The sequence below is a fragment of the Ottowia thiooxydans genome (assembly GCF_040548795.1).
Lineage (GTDB): Bacteria > Pseudomonadota > Gammaproteobacteria > Burkholderiales > Burkholderiaceae_C > Ottowia > Ottowia thiooxydans_A.
Genome location: NZ_JBEPSH010000004.1, coordinates 324,352 through 341,035, shown reverse-complemented (window position 1 = coordinate 341,035; position 16,684 = coordinate 324,352). Strand labels below are relative to the sequence as shown.

General features: G+C 62.0%; 13 protein-coding genes. 5 read left to right on the top strand and 8 right to left on the bottom strand.

The genetic code is table 11. The features are described 5' to 3' along the window. Positions 1–176 precede the first annotated feature (176 nt). The 3 genes from metX to ABIE13_RS11135 are packed head-to-tail and all read left to right on the top strand — an operon-like array spanning position 177 to position 3,297. Positions 177–1,322, top strand: a complete 1,146-nt coding sequence (gene metX, locus ABIE13_RS11145) for a homoserine O-succinyltransferase MetX (RefSeq protein WP_354443330.1) — start codon at positions 177–179, stop codon at positions 1,320–1,322. Continuing rightward, positions 1,319–1,900: a methionine biosynthesis protein MetW gene (gene metW, locus ABIE13_RS11140; protein ID WP_354443328.1), complete on the top strand. Its 582-nt coding sequence runs from the start codon at positions 1,319–1,321 to the stop codon at positions 1,898–1,900. The genes metX and metW overlap by 4 nt, the downstream gene beginning before the upstream one ends. 38 nt (positions 1,901–1,938) lie before the next feature. Beyond that, positions 1,939–3,297 (top strand): amidase, encoded by a 1,359-nt coding sequence (locus ABIE13_RS11135; protein ID WP_354443326.1) that lies wholly within the window; start codon positions 1,939–1,941, stop codon positions 3,295–3,297. Positions 3,298–3,316: 19 nt separating this feature from the next. On the opposite strand, the gene ABIE13_RS11130 is transcribed toward ABIE13_RS11135, so the two are convergent. Both ABIE13_RS11130 and ABIE13_RS11125 read right to left on the bottom strand, forming a co-directional pair. Continuing rightward, positions 3,317–4,321, bottom strand: coding sequence for a Bug family tripartite tricarboxylate transporter substrate binding protein (locus tag ABIE13_RS11130; protein WP_354443324.1), 1,005 nt, complete (start codon positions 4,319–4,321; stop codon positions 3,317–3,319). 2 nt (positions 4,322–4,323) lie between these two features. Further along, the gene (locus tag ABIE13_RS11125) at positions 4,324–5,199 is read right to left on the bottom strand and encodes a TauD/TfdA dioxygenase family protein (protein ID WP_354443322.1); all 876 of its coding nucleotides are present in this window, start codon (positions 5,197–5,199) and stop codon (positions 4,324–4,326) included. A 212-nt stretch (positions 5,200–5,411) separates the two neighbouring features. Here ABIE13_RS11125 and ABIE13_RS11120 point away from each other — a divergent pair, with 212 nt between their 5' ends. Both ABIE13_RS11120 and ABIE13_RS11115 read left to right on the top strand, forming a co-directional pair. Beyond that, complete coding sequence (locus ABIE13_RS11120) at positions 5,412–6,248, top strand: IclR family transcriptional regulator (RefSeq protein WP_354443320.1); 837 nt, start codon at positions 5,412–5,414, stop codon at positions 6,246–6,248. A 418-nt stretch (positions 6,249–6,666) separates the two neighbouring features. After that, complete coding sequence (locus ABIE13_RS11115; RefSeq protein ID WP_354443318.1) at positions 6,667–10,170, top strand: ExeM/NucH family extracellular endonuclease; 3,504 nt, start codon at positions 6,667–6,669, stop codon at positions 10,168–10,170. A gap of 60 nt (positions 10,171–10,230) precedes the next feature. Here ABIE13_RS11115 and ABIE13_RS11110 read toward each other — a convergent pair whose 3' ends face one another. The 6 genes from ABIE13_RS11110 to ABIE13_RS11085 all read right to left on the bottom strand — a co-directional run bounded on the left by ABIE13_RS11110 (position 10,231) and on the right by ABIE13_RS11085 (position 16,683). Next, positions 10,231–10,926, bottom strand: coding sequence for a transglutaminase-like domain-containing protein (locus tag ABIE13_RS11110; RefSeq protein WP_354443316.1), 696 nt, complete (start codon positions 10,924–10,926; stop codon positions 10,231–10,233). Between the two features lie 63 nt (positions 10,927–10,989). After that, positions 10,990–12,393: an MmgE/PrpD family protein gene (locus ABIE13_RS11105; RefSeq protein ID WP_354443315.1), complete on the bottom strand. Its 1,404-nt coding sequence runs from the start codon at positions 12,391–12,393 to the stop codon at positions 10,990–10,992. Positions 12,394–12,516: 123 nt separating this feature from the next. Continuing rightward, entirely contained in the window at positions 12,517–13,701 is a 1,185-nt protein-coding gene (locus ABIE13_RS11100; RefSeq protein ID WP_354443313.1) for an acyl-CoA dehydrogenase family protein, read from the bottom strand. A 44-nt stretch (positions 13,702–13,745) separates the two neighbouring features. Further along, on the bottom strand, positions 13,746–14,699 hold the full coding sequence (locus ABIE13_RS11095) for a hydroxymethylglutaryl-CoA lyase (protein ID WP_354443311.1): 954 nt from the start codon (positions 14,697–14,699) through the stop codon (positions 13,746–13,748). An 11-nt stretch (positions 14,700–14,710) separates the two neighbouring features. Next, positions 14,711–15,517 carry an enoyl-CoA hydratase/isomerase family protein gene (locus ABIE13_RS11090; protein WP_354443309.1) on the bottom strand — a complete coding sequence of 269 codons (807 nt, stop codon included), beginning with the start codon at positions 15,515–15,517 and terminating at the stop codon, positions 14,711–14,713. Then, positions 15,514–16,683: a CaiB/BaiF CoA transferase family protein gene (locus tag ABIE13_RS11085; RefSeq protein WP_354443307.1), complete on the bottom strand. Its 1,170-nt coding sequence runs from the start codon at positions 16,681–16,683 to the stop codon at positions 15,514–15,516. Before ABIE13_RS11085 ends, ABIE13_RS11090 begins: the two co-directional genes overlap by 4 nt. Between the last annotated feature and the right edge of the window lies 1 nt (position 16,684).

The following is a 16,684-nucleotide window of genomic DNA, read 5'->3' as shown; positions in this document are numbered from 1 at the left end:
TGCGGGCGCTTAATAAATTCCGCTAAATTCGAGCCTGCACATCTAACCCGGTTTCGATTTTGGCGGACCGGGTTTTTTTGTTGCTGCCGGGCCATTCCCAAAAAGCGGTGCTCTCGTTCAGGGAGCCGCGGACCCCGCGAAACGGGGTGCGTTGGGAGGCCTTTATTGTTGTTGTCATGTCGCTCATCGCCATACCGCAAACCATGCATTTCGAGGTGCCGCTACCTCTTCAAAGCGGCGCGTCCATCCGCGGCTACGATTTGACCTACGAATGCTACGGCCGCCTGAACGCGGACCGGAGCAACGCGGTGCTTGTCTGCCACGCGCTCAATGCCTCACACCATGTGGCGGGCGTTTACGAGGGCCAGCCGCGCAGCGAAGGCTGGTGGGACAACATGGTGGGCCCGGGCAAGCCTGTGGATACCGATCGCTTCTTCGTGATTGGCGTCAACAACCTGGGCTCTTGCTTCGGCTCCACCGGCCCCATGCATGTCAATCCGGACACAGGCCAGATCTATGGCGCTGATTTTCCGGTGGTGACGGTGGAAGATTGGGTGGACGCGCAGGCGCGCCTGTTGGACGAGCTGGGCATCACGCAACTGGCCGCCGTGATGGGGGGTAGCCTGGGAGGCATGCAAGCCTTGTCCTGGACGCTGCAATACCCGGACCGCGTGCGCCATGCGGTGGTGATCGCCAGTGCGCCCAACCTGTCAGCCGAAAACATTGCGTTCAACGAGGTTGCGCGCCGCGCCATCGTGACCGACCCGGAGTTCTACGGCGGCCACTTCTACCGTCATGGCGTGGTGCCCCAGCGCGGCTTGCGTATTGCACGCATGATTGGCCACATCACATATTTGAGCGACGATGTGATGAATGAAAAGTTCGGGCGCGAACTTCGAGAAGTCGTGACCCAGAACGCGAGCGGCTATCGGTACTCCACGCAAGACGTGGAGTTCCAGATCGAGAGTTACCTGCGTTATCAGGGCGACAAGTTCAGCGAGTACTTTGACGCCAACACTTACCTGCTGATCACACGGGCGCTGGACTACTTTGATCCTGCGCGCGCCTTTGGCGGTGACCTGACCAGAGCGCTCGCTCAGACGCAGGCCAAGTTCCTTTTGGCCAGCTTCACGACGGACTGGCGGTTTTCGCCCTCCCGCTCGCGCGAGATAGTCAAGGCCTTGCTGGAGAACCGCCGGTCCGTGAGCTACGCCGAGATCGATGCACCCCATGGCCACGACGCCTTCCTGCTGGAAGATCCTCGTTACCTGAGTTTGGTGCGCTCTTATTTTGAAAGCATTGCCAGCGGGGCGAAAGCATGAGCGAAGCCAGTATTCATCAACTCATTGCGCGACTGGTGCCAGAGGGCTCCCATGTGCTTGACCTGGGTTGCGGCGATGGCGCGCTGCTCGAGCATCTGATGCGCGAGCGCAAGTGCACAGGCTATGGGATCGAGATCGACGATGCGAACGTGCTGGCCTGTGTGCGTCGTGGCGTGAACGTGCTGCAACTCAATCTTCATCAGGGTCTGAAGGCCTTTCAGGACCAGAGCTTTGACGTGGTGTTGCAGATCGACACGTTGCAGCACTTGCGTAATGCCGAAATCATGCTCCGTGAAACGGTCCGCGTGGGCCGTATGGGCATTGTGGCGTTCCCCAACTTTGCCCATTGGCCCAATCGGTTGCAAGTGCTGCGTGGGCGCATGCCTGTGACGCGGCGTTTGCCTTACCAGTGGTATGACACGCCCAATATCCGGGTGGGCACGTACGAGGATTTCGAAGTTCTGGCGCGCAAGAATGGCCTGAAAATTCTCGATGCCTTTGGTTCGCAGAATGGGCAGGAAGTGCGCTGGCTGCCCAACGTGCGCGCCAGCACAGCGGTGTTCAAGTTGCAGCGCTGAGATAGCTTTTCCTCATTGAGCCGCCCCATAAGACATATATGACTGACCTGCCCACCATCGAACAGCTGTCCAAAGAACTGGCGGCCGGCCGGACAACTTCGGTTCAGTTGACCGAAGCTGTTTTAGCGCGCGCAAGCGATCCGCAAGGCGAGGGTGCACGAACATTTGTCGCATTGAGCCCGGAGCGCGCCCTGGCTGCTGCCCGTGCGTCCGATCTGCTGCGTGCAGCAGGCATCGTGCGCTCTCCGCTGGAAGGCTTGCCGGTGTCGATCAAGGATCTGCTCGATGTGGCAGGGGAGGTCACGACGGCAGGTTCGGCTGTGCTGCGCGGCAGTGCGCCCGCCAAGCAAAGTGCGCCCGTGATCGAACGCCTGCGGGCCGCGGGGGCGGTGATCATTGGCCGCACCAATATGACGGAGTTTGCGTTCTCCGGCCTGGGACTCAACCCGCACTACGGAACACCCAAGAACCCTTGGGATCGGTCCACGGGGCGCATTCCCGGCGGTTCGTCGTCAGGCGCTGCAATTTCTGTGACGGACCGGATGGCGGTGGTGGGCATTGGCTCTGACACGGGCGGCTCCGTGCGCATTCCTTCAGCGCTGTGCGGTCTGACGGGCTTCAAACCCACCCAGCGGCGCGTACCGCTGGAGGGCACGGTTCCGCTATCGACTTCCTTGGACTCCATTGGTCCCCTGGCGGCCAGCGTGCAGTGCTGCGCGGTGGTCGATGCCATTCTGGCTGGTGAACCCGCCTCGGCGCTCTTGCCGCGCTCGCTATCGGGTGCGAGGCTGGCCGTGCCCGAGACCGTGGTGCTTGATGGCATGGACTCTGTCGTGGCGGCTGCGTTCGAGTCTGCCTGTGCCAGGCTGCAGTCTGCAGGCGCGTTGATCACGCGCATAGCCATTCCCCAATTTGCAGAGATGGCCCGCCTGCACGCGCGCGGCACCTTGGCCAACGCAGAAGCCTGGGCCTGGCACCGCACGCTGCTGACCGAACGCGGCGCCGAATACGATCCACGCGTGAGTGGCCGCATCCGTGCGGGGGAAAAGATGGGTGCGGCCGATTACATTGACTTGATGCAGGCACGCAAGCGCTGGATCTCCCAGGTCGAGACGCGCATTGCCGGCTTTGATGCGATGCTTTTGCCCACCGTGCCGGTGATTGCCCCGTCTATCGCTGAGCTGCAATCTAGCGACGAGGCCTATGCTGCAGCCAATGGACTCATCTTGCGCAACCCCACATTCATCAACTTCCTGGATGGCTGTGCGCTTTCATTGCCATGCCACGCGCAGGGTGAGCCACCCGTGGGCCTGATGCTGGCCGGTGCGGGCGGCAGAGACCGAGAGATCCTGGCGTTAGGTCTGGCGGCCGAGCAGGTCCTTCGAGCTCGGCACTAAACGTGCCTCTCGCCCGCTATCAAGCGGGTTCGATGTTCGCGGACTTGAACAGGGCGCGCCATTTCGGGAAGTCTTTCTTCACGTACTCGTCTGACTGCTGAGGGTTGAGATTGAGCGCGCGATTGCCTTCGGATTTGCCCCGCTCCACAATTTCTGGGTCCAGCAAAACGGCGTGAACATCTTCCCAAAGTTTGTCCACCAGAGGACGTGGTGTGCCCGATGGAACAAAGAAGCCGCTCCAGCTGTCCACGGCGACACCGGGGAAGGTCTCTGCAATGGTGGGTATGTTGGGGAACTGGGGCAGGCGCTTGGCGCCTGTGATCGCCATGATGTGCAGATTGTTCTTCTGGCCAAAGTTCAGCGCCGTGCTCATGGGGCACCAGGCGGCATGGAGCACCTTGCCCATGAGGTCTGTGTAGAGCGAGTTGGAGTTGTACCGGGCATAGGGATAAGACACTCCGATGGCTTTCTCGAAGAGCCGGTGGGCGACTTCTGCCGTCGTGCTTCCGCCGCCCATTCCATTGTCAGGCGGGTTGGCACGGATACGTTTGGCAAGGCCTTCCACTCCGAGGCGTGCGTCTTCAGGGCGCACCAGAATGCAGAAGACAGATTCGAGCATGACGGTGACCGCAGAAAAATCCTTTTCCGGGTCGTACTGCAGCTTCTTGAACAGACCTGGCGCTGCCGTGATGGAAGAGTTAGTGGCGTACAGCATCATCTGGCCATCCGGTTTCGAGCGCGCTGCGAGCGTCGTGCCAATGGTGGTACTTGCCCCAGGCTTGAGGGACACCACCACAGGTCGACCCATGCGCTTGGACAGCTTTTCTGCAAAAAGGCGACTGAACACGTCCGGCGGTGAACCAGGTGCGAAAGGCACCAGCAGCGTGAAGACTTCGCCGCCCATTTGAGCAAGGGAGGTTCCGGGCAGAAGTGCCATGGAAGTGCCCGCAGCGGCCATCCATCCCATGACTTTTCTCCGGTTCATTTCGGGAAGCTTGTCTTCAGCAGGGACGAGGGGTTTCATGTTCAGTGGGTCGTGATAAACCATACAAGTCTTTCTTTTTCCAATGGCCATTCCGAGCGTTTATGAGCGATGGCGTGGTTGTTCCAGATAACGATGTCGCCGGTTTGGGGTTCGATTTCCCATGGCTCACCATGGGACAGGGCGTGTGACCACAGAAGTTGGAGGAACTCTGCGCTTTGTTTCTCATCCATGCCTTGAACCGGGCTGTCTGGTCTGGCGGGCAGGCAGAGCATGGGAATGCCCGACGCATCGTTCATGACGAGCGGATGGATGGCTCCCTTGTGGCGTTCTTGCCAAGTCAGAGCGACTGCCTGACCCGGGGGCTCGACATCGACCCCCACGGGGTGTTCGTAATGGACCGCGCCCAAGCCACGCAGCTTTTCCTGAGTTTCCCTAGGCAAGCTGGCGTAGGCCTTTCGCATGTCCGTGAAGCTCAGCCAGCCTCCTCCCTGGTTCACATTCACTGTGTATTGCGCGGCCAGTTTGGGGATGGGACCTGCCGTGCTGTAGTCCACATGCCAGATGTGGGCTACGTCTGCACGCGTCAGCTGGGTGGGGATGTTGTCGGCCGTTCGCCGTCCCACAAACACGTACTCACTCGCGGGTGGGGACAAGGATTTGTCCTGAATGCGCGCGGGTCTCACGGCGCCAAACAATTGACCGAGATCTACAAACTGCTCGGCATTGATGCTCACTCCAGACAGCACCACCACGCCGCGGTGACTGAGCAACTTTTGGATGGTTTGAACATCTTCTGGATAGGCGCGGAGCTGTTGAAGCTGCTCGCCGCGCACGCGAGTGCCGAAGGTCTCGCCGATAGGGGTGACTTCAAGGGCGCTCATGGCTGGCAGCCGCGTGGCCGACACAGGCTGGAGCATGCGCCGATTGGTGGTGGGGCCTGCCTCGCGAAGCTCCCGGCGTAGGCAGCCTTCAGTTTCGTACCCATATGTGAATGTTTATTCCGTTTTGGAAACAAGAGCTTATAGCGGTCTGAGGTTTCATGGGTTCAGGGAAAACACCTAAGCTTAGAGTAAAAATGCAGTGAAATATCTATTTGTACGACGTAAGAAAGCTGGTTTAATATTTACATATGCGAATAGACAGCGATCAAACCAGTGAATATGTGAAAAGCAAGACCGCTCGGGCCGGCCCTATGGCCGTCAATCGCGTGCTGAGCTTGCTGCAGACACTGGCCAGCCCCGAAGCGCCGTACTCCCTGGCCCGGCTGAGCACGCTGCTCAACACGCCCAAGCCGAGTGCGTTGGCGCTGCTCAATGAGCTTGTTTCCCTGGGCTATGTGCGCCGAGTGGACAGTGGGTTCGAACTGGGGTCTCGTTCGTTCCGTCTGGGCCTTCAGCTGATGTCTCTGGATTCGGTCAGCCGGCTGATTCGAGATGGATTGCGGCAGGTCAGTGAAGAGCTGAAAATGACGGTGGCTTTCGGGTACCTGGACCGAACCCAGAGAACCCTGGTCTATGGCGATCGGTACGACGCTGGGGGTTCCGTCCGCTATGACGTGCAGCTGGGCACAGCGCTCGCCATTCATTCAAGAGCGCTGGGCCGGCTGCTGGTGGCTTATGAGCCCGAGGACAGCTGGTCGTATTGGTTGGGTCCGGAACCCTATGAGGTCTTCACGCCGCATACGAACACCACGCTTTCAAGTCTGTCGGATGCGCTGAAGAAAATCAGGCGAGATGGACTGGCGCGCACCGCGTCGGAGCAGCACGTGGGCATTGGTAGCTGCGCCCTGCCCATATTCGACGAAAACGGGCAGGTGTCATGCGGCATTGCGGTGCAGACCTATTTGCCTGCCCTTGAGGCGCATGAGCCCAAGGTCATCGCCGCGCTGCGGGCGACAGCAGCCTTGCTGGGCAAGGAGTTCACGGCTCGCCGCATCACTCGCGAAACTTTGCCCAAGCACACCTAGCGAAGTGAACGCGTCGGATGGAGTGGCGCCTTATCTGAGCACGGCGGTGGTTCTGAAAGTGCCTTCCCCCTGGGAGCGCCAAGCTCCAGCTTGGCAATTTCGAGGTCACCGCAAGCGCTGCAATGCCAAGCTGGAGCTTGGCGCTCCCAGGAAATACCCAAAGCGAATTCAGGACTGGGGGCCCCTTTAGGATCGCCACCACTTACCCGCCGTGGGATCCCGCGGCACTGCGGTCGTGCTGAAAGTGTCTCCCCCCTGGGAGCGCCAAGCTCCAGCTTGGCATCTTCATGCACCAGAGTGTGGCTGTCACGCATTTGCCGCGCACATGACACCGGCTTTTCACGTTGGGATGCGACAAATGGACATTCACCGAGCCCAACGGCGTACCTATGCCGTGGCCGAGGAGGAGGACCATCTCATGTACACAAGAGCTACCATTTTTGAATTGGTGCCGCGCGCTGCAGGTGCGCTGGCACTGACCGCCCTTTTGGGCATGACGGCTGCCGCGCAAGCGGGGCCTGTCGCATTCACCGGCAGCTATTCGCAAAATTTCGACGCGCTCAGCGCGACGGGCACAGCCAATGCCTGGTCGCAAGGCACGACCATAGAGGGCTGGTATCTCTACAGTACGGCGCTGGACGCCATTGCGACTTACCGCGCGGGCGATGGCGCATCGAACAGCGGTGCGTTCTACAGCTTCGGTACCGGCAGCAACACGGACAGAGCGCTGGGCGGCGTGGGCTCCGGATCGCTAAGCGGCTTTATCGCCCTGGCCGCCACCAACACCTCGGGCGCCACGGTCAACACCTTGAACATCGCCTTCAATGGTGAGCAGTGGCGCAATGGCGGGAACACCAGCGCCCAGCCAATGGCGTTGCAGTACGGCATCAGCTCGGACGGCAACCTGGCGGGCGTCACCTCCTGGAACAACTCCTTATCGTGGGATTCACCTGTGACGGGCGCGAGTGCCGCTGCGGTTGACGGCAATGTGGCAGGGCGTGTGGCCGTCAGTGGCACCTTGTCTGGGCTGAACTGGCAGGCGGGGCAAACCATATGGTTGAGGTGGGTAGAGACCAACGACGCTGGCAATGACCACGGCTTGGCCATTGATGACTTCACCATGGAGGGCGGCGCCCCGCCGACTGGCCCCACCTTTGCCATTGCGGCGCTGGATGCCGATCGAAGCGAGGGCCAAAGCGGCACGAGCGCCTTTACGTTCACTGTGACCCGCGCAGGCGTGACGACGGGTGCTGCCACCGTGAGCTATGCGGTCACTGGCAGCGGCACCTATCCCGCCGACGCGGCGGACTTTGGTGGCGCCCTGCCCAGCGGAACCGTGACGTTTGCTGCCAACGAAACGACCAAGACAGTTACGGTCCTGGTGGTGGGCGACACTGCCAGCGAACTTGACGAGACTTTCACCGTCACTCTGAGCAACCCCAGTGCAGGCACTATCACCACGCCGGCCGCCAACGGCGTGATACGCAACGACGATCCCAACGCCAGCTTTTTCAAGATTTCAAGCATTCAAGGCAGCGGTGCGGCCAGCGCACTGGCTGGCAATGGCAACAACTACACGATTCAGGGCATGCTGACTGGGTGCCAGCCAGGCATGACGGGCTTCACGCTGCAAGCGACGCGAGCGGAAGAAATGGACAGCGATGCTGCGACCTCCGAAGGCGTGTTCGTGTACTACGGATCGCAGTTGGAGAACCTGCCCCCTTTCATGAGGGGTGGCGCTTGCCCAGTGGGCACGACCTATCAGGTGACAGGACGAGTGACTGAGTACCGGGGTTTGACCGAGCTTACCGGCCCCCACACCTATACCGTGGTGTACACGGGCGGAAGCTTGCCCGCCCCGGTCAGGATCACGCTGCCTATAGCCAGCATGGACGTCTGGGAACGCTACGAAGGCATGATTGTGGAGGTGGTTTCTGCCAAGCCCAATGGCAGGTTGGTAGTCACGGACAACTACAACCTGGGCCGTTACGGTCAGGTGACGCTGGCGCCGGACGAGCTGCAGCTTCAATTCACGGAAACCAACGCCCCCAGCACATCGGGCTTTGACGCCGACAACGAGCGGCTCAAGCTCAGCCAGATTCTCCTGGACGACGCCACCGGCGGACAAAACCCTGTAACAGGCCTGGTGGGACGCGGCGGCCAAGCGCTCACCGCCGGCAATCCTCTGCGTGCGGGTGACTACACCGACCGCATCGTAGGCATCCTCGATCAGTTCGTCTGGCAAGCTAGCAGCGATACCAACAGCGGTTCCAATGCGCACCCCCAACCCGCAGCGCATGAGACCAACTACCGCATCCAGCCGGTTGCGGGCGTGGTGCCCAACTTCACGGCCCAAGCGCGCCCTACCGTGGCGGACTTCCCGGCGAGCGTGCGCGCAGCGGAGATCAAGGTCGCAGCCACCAATGTGCTGAACTTCTTCAGTACCCTGGGAACCAGGAGCTTTGTTGCCAACGGCGGCGGCAGCATTGCAGCGCGCGGCGCATCCAATGAAATCGAGTATCAGCGTCAACTCGACAAACTGGTGGTTCAACTGCTGGAGATGGACGCCGACGTCTATGGCCTCATGGAAATCCAGAACAACGGTTTTTCCAACCCCACGGACAGCACTCCCCATAACGGCAAGAGCGCCATTCAATCTCTGGTGGATGCCTTGAACGCCATCGCGGGCCCTGGCACCTTTGCTTTCGTTCAGCAGGCCGATAGTGGTACAGACGCCATCATGGTGGCCATCATCTACAAGCCTGGCAAAGTAACACCCGTGGGGGCAGCGGCCACGCCAAGTACCTCGACCTACGATGCGTTTGTGGGCACGACCTACGGCAACCGCGTACCGGTTGCGCAGACCTTCTCTTCACTGGCCGACGGGGAAAAGTTCACCGTGGTGGTGAACCACCTCAAGTCCAAAGGCAGCGGCACGCCCTTGCAAGGCGAGAACGCTGGTGATGGCCAAGGTGCCAGCACCGTGGCCCGCGAACGCGCGGTGGCCCAACTGCTCCAATGGCTTGCGACCAACCCCACGGGCGATGCTGATGCGGATGTACTCATGGTGGGTGACTTCAATGCCTACGGTGCAGAGAAGGTTGTGACGGACCTGGTCAGTGGTGGTTACAAGAAGGTGTCGACCGGATACTCCTATTCGTTCGATGGCCTGTGGGGGTCGCTCGACCACATCTTTGCCAGCAATGCACTCGCCAGCAGCGGCCAGATTGCAGGGGTCTACAAGTGGAACATCAATGCCGAGGAACCCGTCATCCTGGACTACAACCTGGAGTTCAAGAGCGTGGCCCAGCAGAGCAGCTTCTACGCGGCGGACCCATACCGAGCTAGCGACCACAACCCCATGGTGATAGGCCTGAATCTGGGTGCCGTGCCGCCTGAGCAGTTCACACTTCCCCTGACCGGCACCGCCGGTGATCTGGGCGGGCAGTTCAGCCAGACCACATGCCGTCTTTCTGGCGTGCCTGCGCTGACGAGCACCCTGCCCGCTGCGGCACCTGCCGGCTGGCAGATGTTCACTGACCTGCTCTCGTTCACGGCCAATGGCTGCGGCGATGGCGGTGGCCTGACCTTGACCCTCACCTATCCGCAGGCCTTGCCGGCGGGGGCCCAGCTCTGGAAGTGGGGGCCTACGCACGACAACGCTGCGGACCACTGGTACACGATACCTGCCACCATCCACGGCCAGACCGTGACCTACAGTTTGACGGATGGAGCCAATGGAGATGCTGATCTGAGCATTAACGGCACCATCGTGGACCCTGTAGTCGTCGGCGTGCCGCTGGCGGGGCCGGGGGGTGTGGGCACTATTGCATCAGTACCTACGATGGGCCAATGGACTCTCTGGCTGATGGCGATGTTGTTGTGCGGCCTGGCGGTTCTGCAGCAACGCCGCCGCGGTTGATGGACCGGGCTTGAGAGCATGCCCGCGCGTCAGCGCGCGGGCTGCGCTGAGAGAGGGGGCTCACTGGCCGGGTTGGGTCTCTTTGTCTACATCGGCCAGAAAATCGCTTTTGGCCAATTCGCTCTGAAGACCCGCTTCGCGCAGCCAGTTGGGGTAGGTCGCTCGAAAATCTGCGTCTATCAGTGCAAGAGGAAGATCGTCGAATTTGCCGCGATCATTGGTGTACTCCATGTGCCGATTGCCCGCCTTGTCGAACGCATGGTAGATGGAGTCTTGCTCGCCATCAAAATCCAGCGGGTGCAGGCCGAACTTTTCACACAGACTCAGGTTGAAGGCGGGCGTGGCCTTGCGCCAGGCACCATCGATCCAGATGTCTGCGTAGCCATGCCAGATGAACATATCCGTCTTCATGGTCTGTCGCATGCGCTCCGTGGACATGTGGTTGCGCACATCCGCAAAACCCAGGCGCGCGGGAATGCCTGCGGCGCGGCACACCGCTGCCAGCAATGCAGCCTTGGGAACGCACCAGCCGTAGCCGTTGGTGAGTACCGTACTCGCACGCATGCCCACAGGAGACAGGTCGATGCGGTAGGGGTCGTAGAGAAAACTGTCGCGCACGGCATGGGTCAGGGCGACAGCGCGTTCGCGGTCGGTCGCGCCGCGCGCATGTTCACGGGCAAATTCCGCGACCAGGGCGTGGTCTGCATCAATGGCTTGCGTGGCAGCCAGGTGGGCGGGGGTAGGCGTGTCTTGCATAGGGCCTACGGTAACAAAATTCCCCGGGCCCCGATCAGCGTGGGCCAATCCCCCTGAACGACCTCAAAGCTTGCACGCGCGTCCAGCTTGCACGATCTGAGCAACAGACGGGGCTTCAGGCAGGTTCAGCAGGGAATCGAGAAGTGCGGCGCGTGCCCTCGACTCGACGCCGCGTGCGCAGTCGTGAAACTTGGCCGCCAGGTCTTGCTCGCTCAGCGGGGCGCTCGCTTCGCCCCGGGCCACGAAAACTTCACCGCTGTCCAACCGCCGCCCATCGCTGAGCTGCAACACCAGCCGGTCGCTGGCCGCGAGTGTCGGCTCCGTCGGGTGCGAGGTGTTCACAGTGCGAATACTCAATTTCTCGAAGATGGCTTGAACCTCGGGTCGCTGAACGAAGGTGTCTTCAAGCTGTCCGAGGCCGCACGCGCGAGCGACCAAGGGTGCTGCGACTGCGAACTGAAGGCTGAATTTGGCCTCCAGTCCATTGCGGGGCCGGGCGTTGCGAAGCATCGACGCTTGGGCGGAGCCGACCGTGGCTTCCGCGGCGACCAGTTGAGTGGGCGAAATGTCGTGCGCCGTGACGAGATCCAGCGCCGCGTCGATCACCCGGTGGGTGGCAAAGCACATGGGGTATTTCTTGACGGTGAGGCCCAGGGATTCCAGTCGAGCAGGCGCGCCGAAGTCGGCGGGAGGCGGCTCCCGGTTGACCTGCCCACCTGCCGAAACGGCAGTCAGAAACCCCGTGGGGTGCTCCAGGACGTCGGGCGCCGCGGTCATGCCCGCTTCGGCCAGATCAACGGCGTCAATGCCGTGCGCGGCTGCCTGGCCGGCATGAAACGGTTTGGCCATGCTGCCGAAGTTGGCGGTGAGGCCCGCTGCCATGCTCGCGGCCAGGCCCAAGGCGTGAGCGGCGCGCTGCGCATCCAGTCCCCGCAGCGCCGCCACTGCAGCGGCCGCGCCTAGCGTGCCGAAGATGCCTGTGGGATGCCAGCCCTTCAAATGGTGAAGATCCTGGTCGCGCGAAATCAATTCGGCCCATACTTCGTGCCCGGTCACATAGGCATTGAGCAGGGCGTTTCCGCTGGCTCCCAGGCGCTCGCCTTCGGCCAGCAGGGCGGACACCAGAACCGCGCTGGGGTGGCCCTGCAGGCCGACGTCGTCGTAGTCCAGCGCGTGGGCCGCCACGCCATTGACCAAAGCGGAGTCTCGGGCGCTCATGGGCGCCCAGCCGAGCAGGGCATGCGCCTGGGCGTTGCGGGTGTTCTGCCGCAACGACGCCCACCGCCGTGCAATCAGGACCACCGGCGCCGCTCGACCAGCGATCATCGTCGCCACCGTGTCAACGAATCCATTTCGCACCATCGTCTGCAGGCGCGTTGAAGCCTGTCGCGAAGGCGTGTCGGCAATGAATGCGCCGAGGCGTGCGGTCAATCCTGGCGGCGGCGTTGGTGAGCTTGTGATTGACATGCGGTGTCTCAGGAAGCGGTGGGATCCGAGGCGCTGACGAAAGGTCAGAGTGTCACGATGACGGTCTTGAGTGGCGAATAGTGGTTCAAAGCTTCGCGCTCGAATAATCCGCCTGGTCGTGTCTCAATAGGAGCGCGGCATGCCGAGCACGTGCTCAGCGATGTATGCCAGGACCAGATTGGTCGATATGGGGGCGATCTGCTGAATGCGGGACTCGCGCCAGCGACGCTCAACGTCGTATTCGCGCGCATAGCCAAAGCCACCGTGTGTCTGCATGCAGGCTTCGGCGGCATGCCAGGCGGCTTCTGAAGCCAGCAGCTTGGCGATATTGGCATCCTCTCCACAAGGCAGATTGGCTTCGAAAAGCGCAGCGGCCTTGCGCAGCATCATCTCCGCGCCCTGCATCTCGGCATAGGCGCGCGCGATCGGGAACTGCACGCCCTGGTTCTGTCCTATGGGACGGTCAAACACCATGCGCTCGCTGGCGTATTGAGACGCCGTGCGGATGAACCACTGGGCATCACCGATCGACTCGTGGGACACCAGAATGCGCTCCGCGTTCATGCCGTCCAGGATGCAGCGAAAACCTTTTCCCTCGGGGCCGATCAGGTTCGCCGCCGGGACGCGAAGGCCGTCGAAGAACAGCTCGGTGGTGTTGTGGTTGATCATGGCATCGAGCTTGCGAATTTCCAGCCCGTTGCCCCGGGCTGCGCGGAGATCGACCAGTAATACCGAAAGGCCGTCGGTCTTCTTCACCACCTGGTCCACCGGCGTCGTGCGGCACAGCAGCAGCAGCAGATCGGAGTGCAAGGCGCGGGAAATCCACACCTTCTGGCCGGTGACCACATAGTGATCGCCGTCCCGCACTGCTTTGGTCTTGAGTTTCGTGGTGTCAGTGCCGGTGGTGGGCTCTGTGACGCCAAAGGCCTGCAGCCGCAGCTCACCGGTGGCGATCTTGGGCAGGTACTGCTGCTTCTGCTCTTCGCTGCCGTGGCGAAGCAGGGTTCCCATGGTGTACATCTGCGCGTGTGCCGCAGCCGCATAGCAACCGTTGGCATGGCATTCCTGGAGAATCACGCCCGCCGCCCGCAGCGGCAAGCCTGCGCCGCCGTAGGCCTCGGGGATCAGCGATGCCAGGTAGCCCGCGTCCGACATGGCCTGTACGAACGCGGTCGGGTAGGCCTCCTGCTTGTCGATGTCACGCCAATAGGCATTGGGAAAATCGGCGCAGATCCGGCGCACGCCTTCCCGAATATCTGGATAGTCCTCGCCCAGCGGAACGTGGACGCTTTCGATGTCTGTGCTCATGGCCATATCTCTTGAAGGGGGTTGAAGGAGTTCAAAGCGGTATTTCAGGCCGCTGTGGCGCCGGCGTGATAATTCACCGGCAGGCCGGCTCCGGCCAATTTGCCGTAGAGCGGTGTGCCCGGCAGATTCCGGGCCACGATCTCCCTGACGGCGACCAGCTTCTCCAGATCGACGCCCGTTCGCATGCCCATGGCATCGAGCATGAAGCACAGGTCATCCATCACGATGTTTCCGGTCGCGCTCGGCACGAACTGGCAGCCACCCAGTCCGGCGAGCGAAGCATCGAACCGGCGCACGCCGCATTCCAGTGCCGCCGCGACGTTGGCCAGTCCCAGTCCGCGCGTATCGTGGAAGTGCGCCGAGACTGGCAAGGTGCCCACGTCGGCGATCACGGCGCGAAAGGCTTCCTTGACGTGGACAGGGTCGGCGTAACCGACGGTGTCCGCAATCATGATTTCGTCGGCACCGGCTTCGGCATAGGCCACCGCCCAGCGCTGGACATCCGCCACCGGGACGCGCCCCTCATAGCCGCACCCCAATGCGCTCGAAAGGCCGCCGAGCAAACGAGGGCGGCGATGTTCGGGCAGCGCGCGAATGAGATCGGCGATCCGCTTGAAATCGGCCAGCGATTCCTCGCGTTCGCGCCGAACGTTTCTGAGGTTGTGCGTACGGCTCACGGACATCACGTAGTTCAGCTTGTGCACGCCCAGCTCGATAGCACGCTCGGCCCCCTTGAGATTGGGCACCAGCGCGACAACGCACAAGCCAGGGATGGCGAGCGCCCCGTGCACCACCTCCTGGGCATCGACGAACTGAGGTACCAGCTTGGGCGGAACAAAAGATGTGACCTCGATCTCGCGCACGCCTGCCGCCGACTCCGCTTGAATCCAGGCCAGTTTTTCCGCGGTCGGGAACAGGGCATTGAACATCTGCAGGCCATCGCGCAGCCCGACCTCGCAAACCATGACCTCCGGCCCGGATGAGTACGAATTTGTCATGCGAGCCTCTTTCAACGGGCCCGGAAGACCGGTGCGCGTTTTTCATTGAAGGCGCGTACGCCCTCCAGCCGGTCTTCGGTGACGACCAGGCGGTTGTAGGCTTCGATTTCAAATCGGTAGCCGGTCATCAGATCGGTCTGCAGCCCGTAGTGGATGGACTTCTTGGCTTGCCTGACCGACAGCGGCGCGTTGCTCGCAATGGTGTTCGCGGTTTCCAGCGCTGCCGCCATCAACGAAGGAATATCGTCCAGCACACGATTGACCAGGCCCCAGCACTGCGCCTCATCGGCAGAGAACGGCCGAGCTGAGAAGATTAGTTCCTTGGCCCGGCGCTCTCCCACGGCTCGAGCGAGGGTTTGCGTTCCCCCGCCGCCAGGCATGATGCCCAGGCGGACCTCCGAAAGTGCGAACCTGGCCGTCTTGACTGCATAGACAAAATCGCAGCCAAGCACGGTCTCGCAGCCGCCGCCATAGGCATGGCCGTTCACCGCCGCGATCACGGGGATGGGGCATTCGGCCAGCGCCATGAAGCCGCGCTCGAAGAGCTCATGCTGCAGGCGCCAGTCTTCGTTGCTCATGCCGTTGCGCTCTTTGAGATCGCCGCCGGCACAGAACGCCCGCTCGCCCGCGCCCGTCAGAATCACGCAGCGGATCTGCCCGGCGTCTACCGTCAGCCGTGTCCACAAGTCGAACAGATCGCGCCCGACCTGGGTGCTGATGGCATTGAGGGCGTCGGGCCGATTCAGGGTGACGCTCAGAACATGGGGCGCGGGCGTGTCCAGCAAAAGTGTCTGGTACGGAGGAATAGAGGTGCTCATGGTGCGCTCGGAGTCTTGTTGAAGAGGCGATCGGTATCGGCTCCCAGAGCGGGCGATGCACCACGAGACTGAGGACGCTTGCCGTCGAAGCTCAAAGGCAAGCCGATGAGAGGAATGCTGGAGCCGGGCACCTGCTGAAGAATTCCCAGGGCCTGGGTCTGCTCATGCTCGAGCATCTGCTGGACGTTTTGAACCGGCGCATTGGGCACGCCCTCGGCTTCCAGCCTGGCTGCCCAGTGCGCCGTGCTCTGGGTGTGCATCTGCTCTTCAATCAGGCCATACAGTTCGGCGGCGTGGCGCACCCGCTCCGGATTGGTGGCAAAGCGCTCCTGCGCGGCCCATTCCGGGTGGCCAAGCGCCTTGCTGAGGCTGGCGAAGAGCTTGTTGTTGCCAGCGGCAACCACCAGTTCCCCGTCGCTGGTACGGTAGGCCCGGTAAGGCACGATGCCGACCTGCCCGGAACCCACCTTGCGGGGCATCTCCCCTGAGGCCAGGTATTGAGCGGCGGGCATGGTCATCCAGGCGGCGGCTGTTTCGAAAAGCGAGACATCCACCACCCCTCCTGAGCCGCTCGCGTGGCGTCGCAGCAGCGCCGATTGGATGCCGATCACGGCCCACATCCCGGTGCCGATGTCGATGATGGACGGCCCGACGCGGACCGAAGGCCAGCCTTCCTCCCCCACCACACTCATGATGCCGCCGAATGCCTGCATCAGCGGGTCGTACCCAGCCTGGCCTGCCAACGGCCCCTTGGCGCCAAACGCCCCGAGGTTGCAATAGATCAGTGAGGGTTTCAAGCGCAGCAGGGCCTCGCTGCCCAGGCCCAGTGAGTCGACCTGCCCTGGCCGCAGGTTCTGCAGGACGACGTCCGCCCTCTCGAGGATCAGCGCCATCAAGGCTTGGCGATCGCTCGCGTCCCTAAGGTTGGCGACGATGGATTGCTTGCTGCGGTTGAGGGCTTGGAAGGTGGCTGCGGCGCCATCGACGAACGGCGGGCCCCACTTGCGGGCGTCATCGCCATCGGGTTTTTCGATCTTGATGACTTCCGCGCCCAGCTCGGACAGCACCTGACCCGCAAAAGGAGCCGCCACGCTGTGGCCGAATTCGATCACCACGATGCCCTGAAGCGGCAGGGCAGTGGACGGTTTGGATAAGGTGCTGCTCATA

Bases quoted from the DNA above. Each gene is read 5' to 3' on its own strand.
- ABIE13_RS11130 (WP_354443324.1), bottom strand. From the start codon at position 4,321: ATGAAACCCCTCGTCCCTGCTGAAGACAAGCTTCCCGAAATGAACCGG.
- metW (WP_354443328.1), top strand. From the start codon at position 1,319: ATGAGCGAAGCCAGTATTCATCAACTCATTGCGCGACTGGTGCCAGAG.
- ABIE13_RS11090 (WP_354443309.1), bottom strand. From the start codon at position 15,517: ATGAGCACCTCTATTCCTCCGTACCAGACACTTTTGCTGGACACGCCC.
- ABIE13_RS11085 (WP_354443307.1), bottom strand. From the start codon at position 16,683: ATGAGCAGCACCTTATCCAAACCGTCCACTGCCCTGCCGCTTCAGGGC.
- ABIE13_RS11135 (WP_354443326.1), top strand. From the start codon at position 1,939: ATGACTGACCTGCCCACCATCGAACAGCTGTCCAAAGAACTGGCGGCC.
- ABIE13_RS11120 (WP_354443320.1), top strand. From the start codon at position 5,412: ATGCGAATAGACAGCGATCAAACCAGTGAATATGTGAAAAGCAAGACC.
- ABIE13_RS11115 (WP_354443318.1), top strand. From the start codon at position 6,667: ATGTACACAAGAGCTACCATTTTTGAATTGGTGCCGCGCGCTGCAGGT.
- ABIE13_RS11125 (WP_354443322.1), bottom strand. From the start codon at position 5,199: ATGCTCCAGCCTGTGTCGGCCACGCGGCTGCCAGCCATGAGCGCCCTT.
- ABIE13_RS11095 (WP_354443311.1), bottom strand. From the start codon at position 14,699: ATGACAAATTCGTACTCATCCGGGCCGGAGGTCATGGTTTGCGAGGTC.
- ABIE13_RS11110 (WP_354443316.1), bottom strand. From the start codon at position 10,926: ATGCAAGACACGCCTACCCCCGCCCACCTGGCTGCCACGCAAGCCATT.
- metX (WP_354443330.1), top strand. From the start codon at position 177: ATGTCGCTCATCGCCATACCGCAAACCATGCATTTCGAGGTGCCGCTA.
- ABIE13_RS11100 (WP_354443313.1), bottom strand. From the start codon at position 13,701: ATGAGCACAGACATCGAAAGCGTCCACGTTCCGCTGGGCGAGGACTAT.
- ABIE13_RS11105 (WP_354443315.1), bottom strand. From the start codon at position 12,393: ATGTCAATCACAAGCTCACCAACGCCGCCGCCAGGATTGACCGCACGC.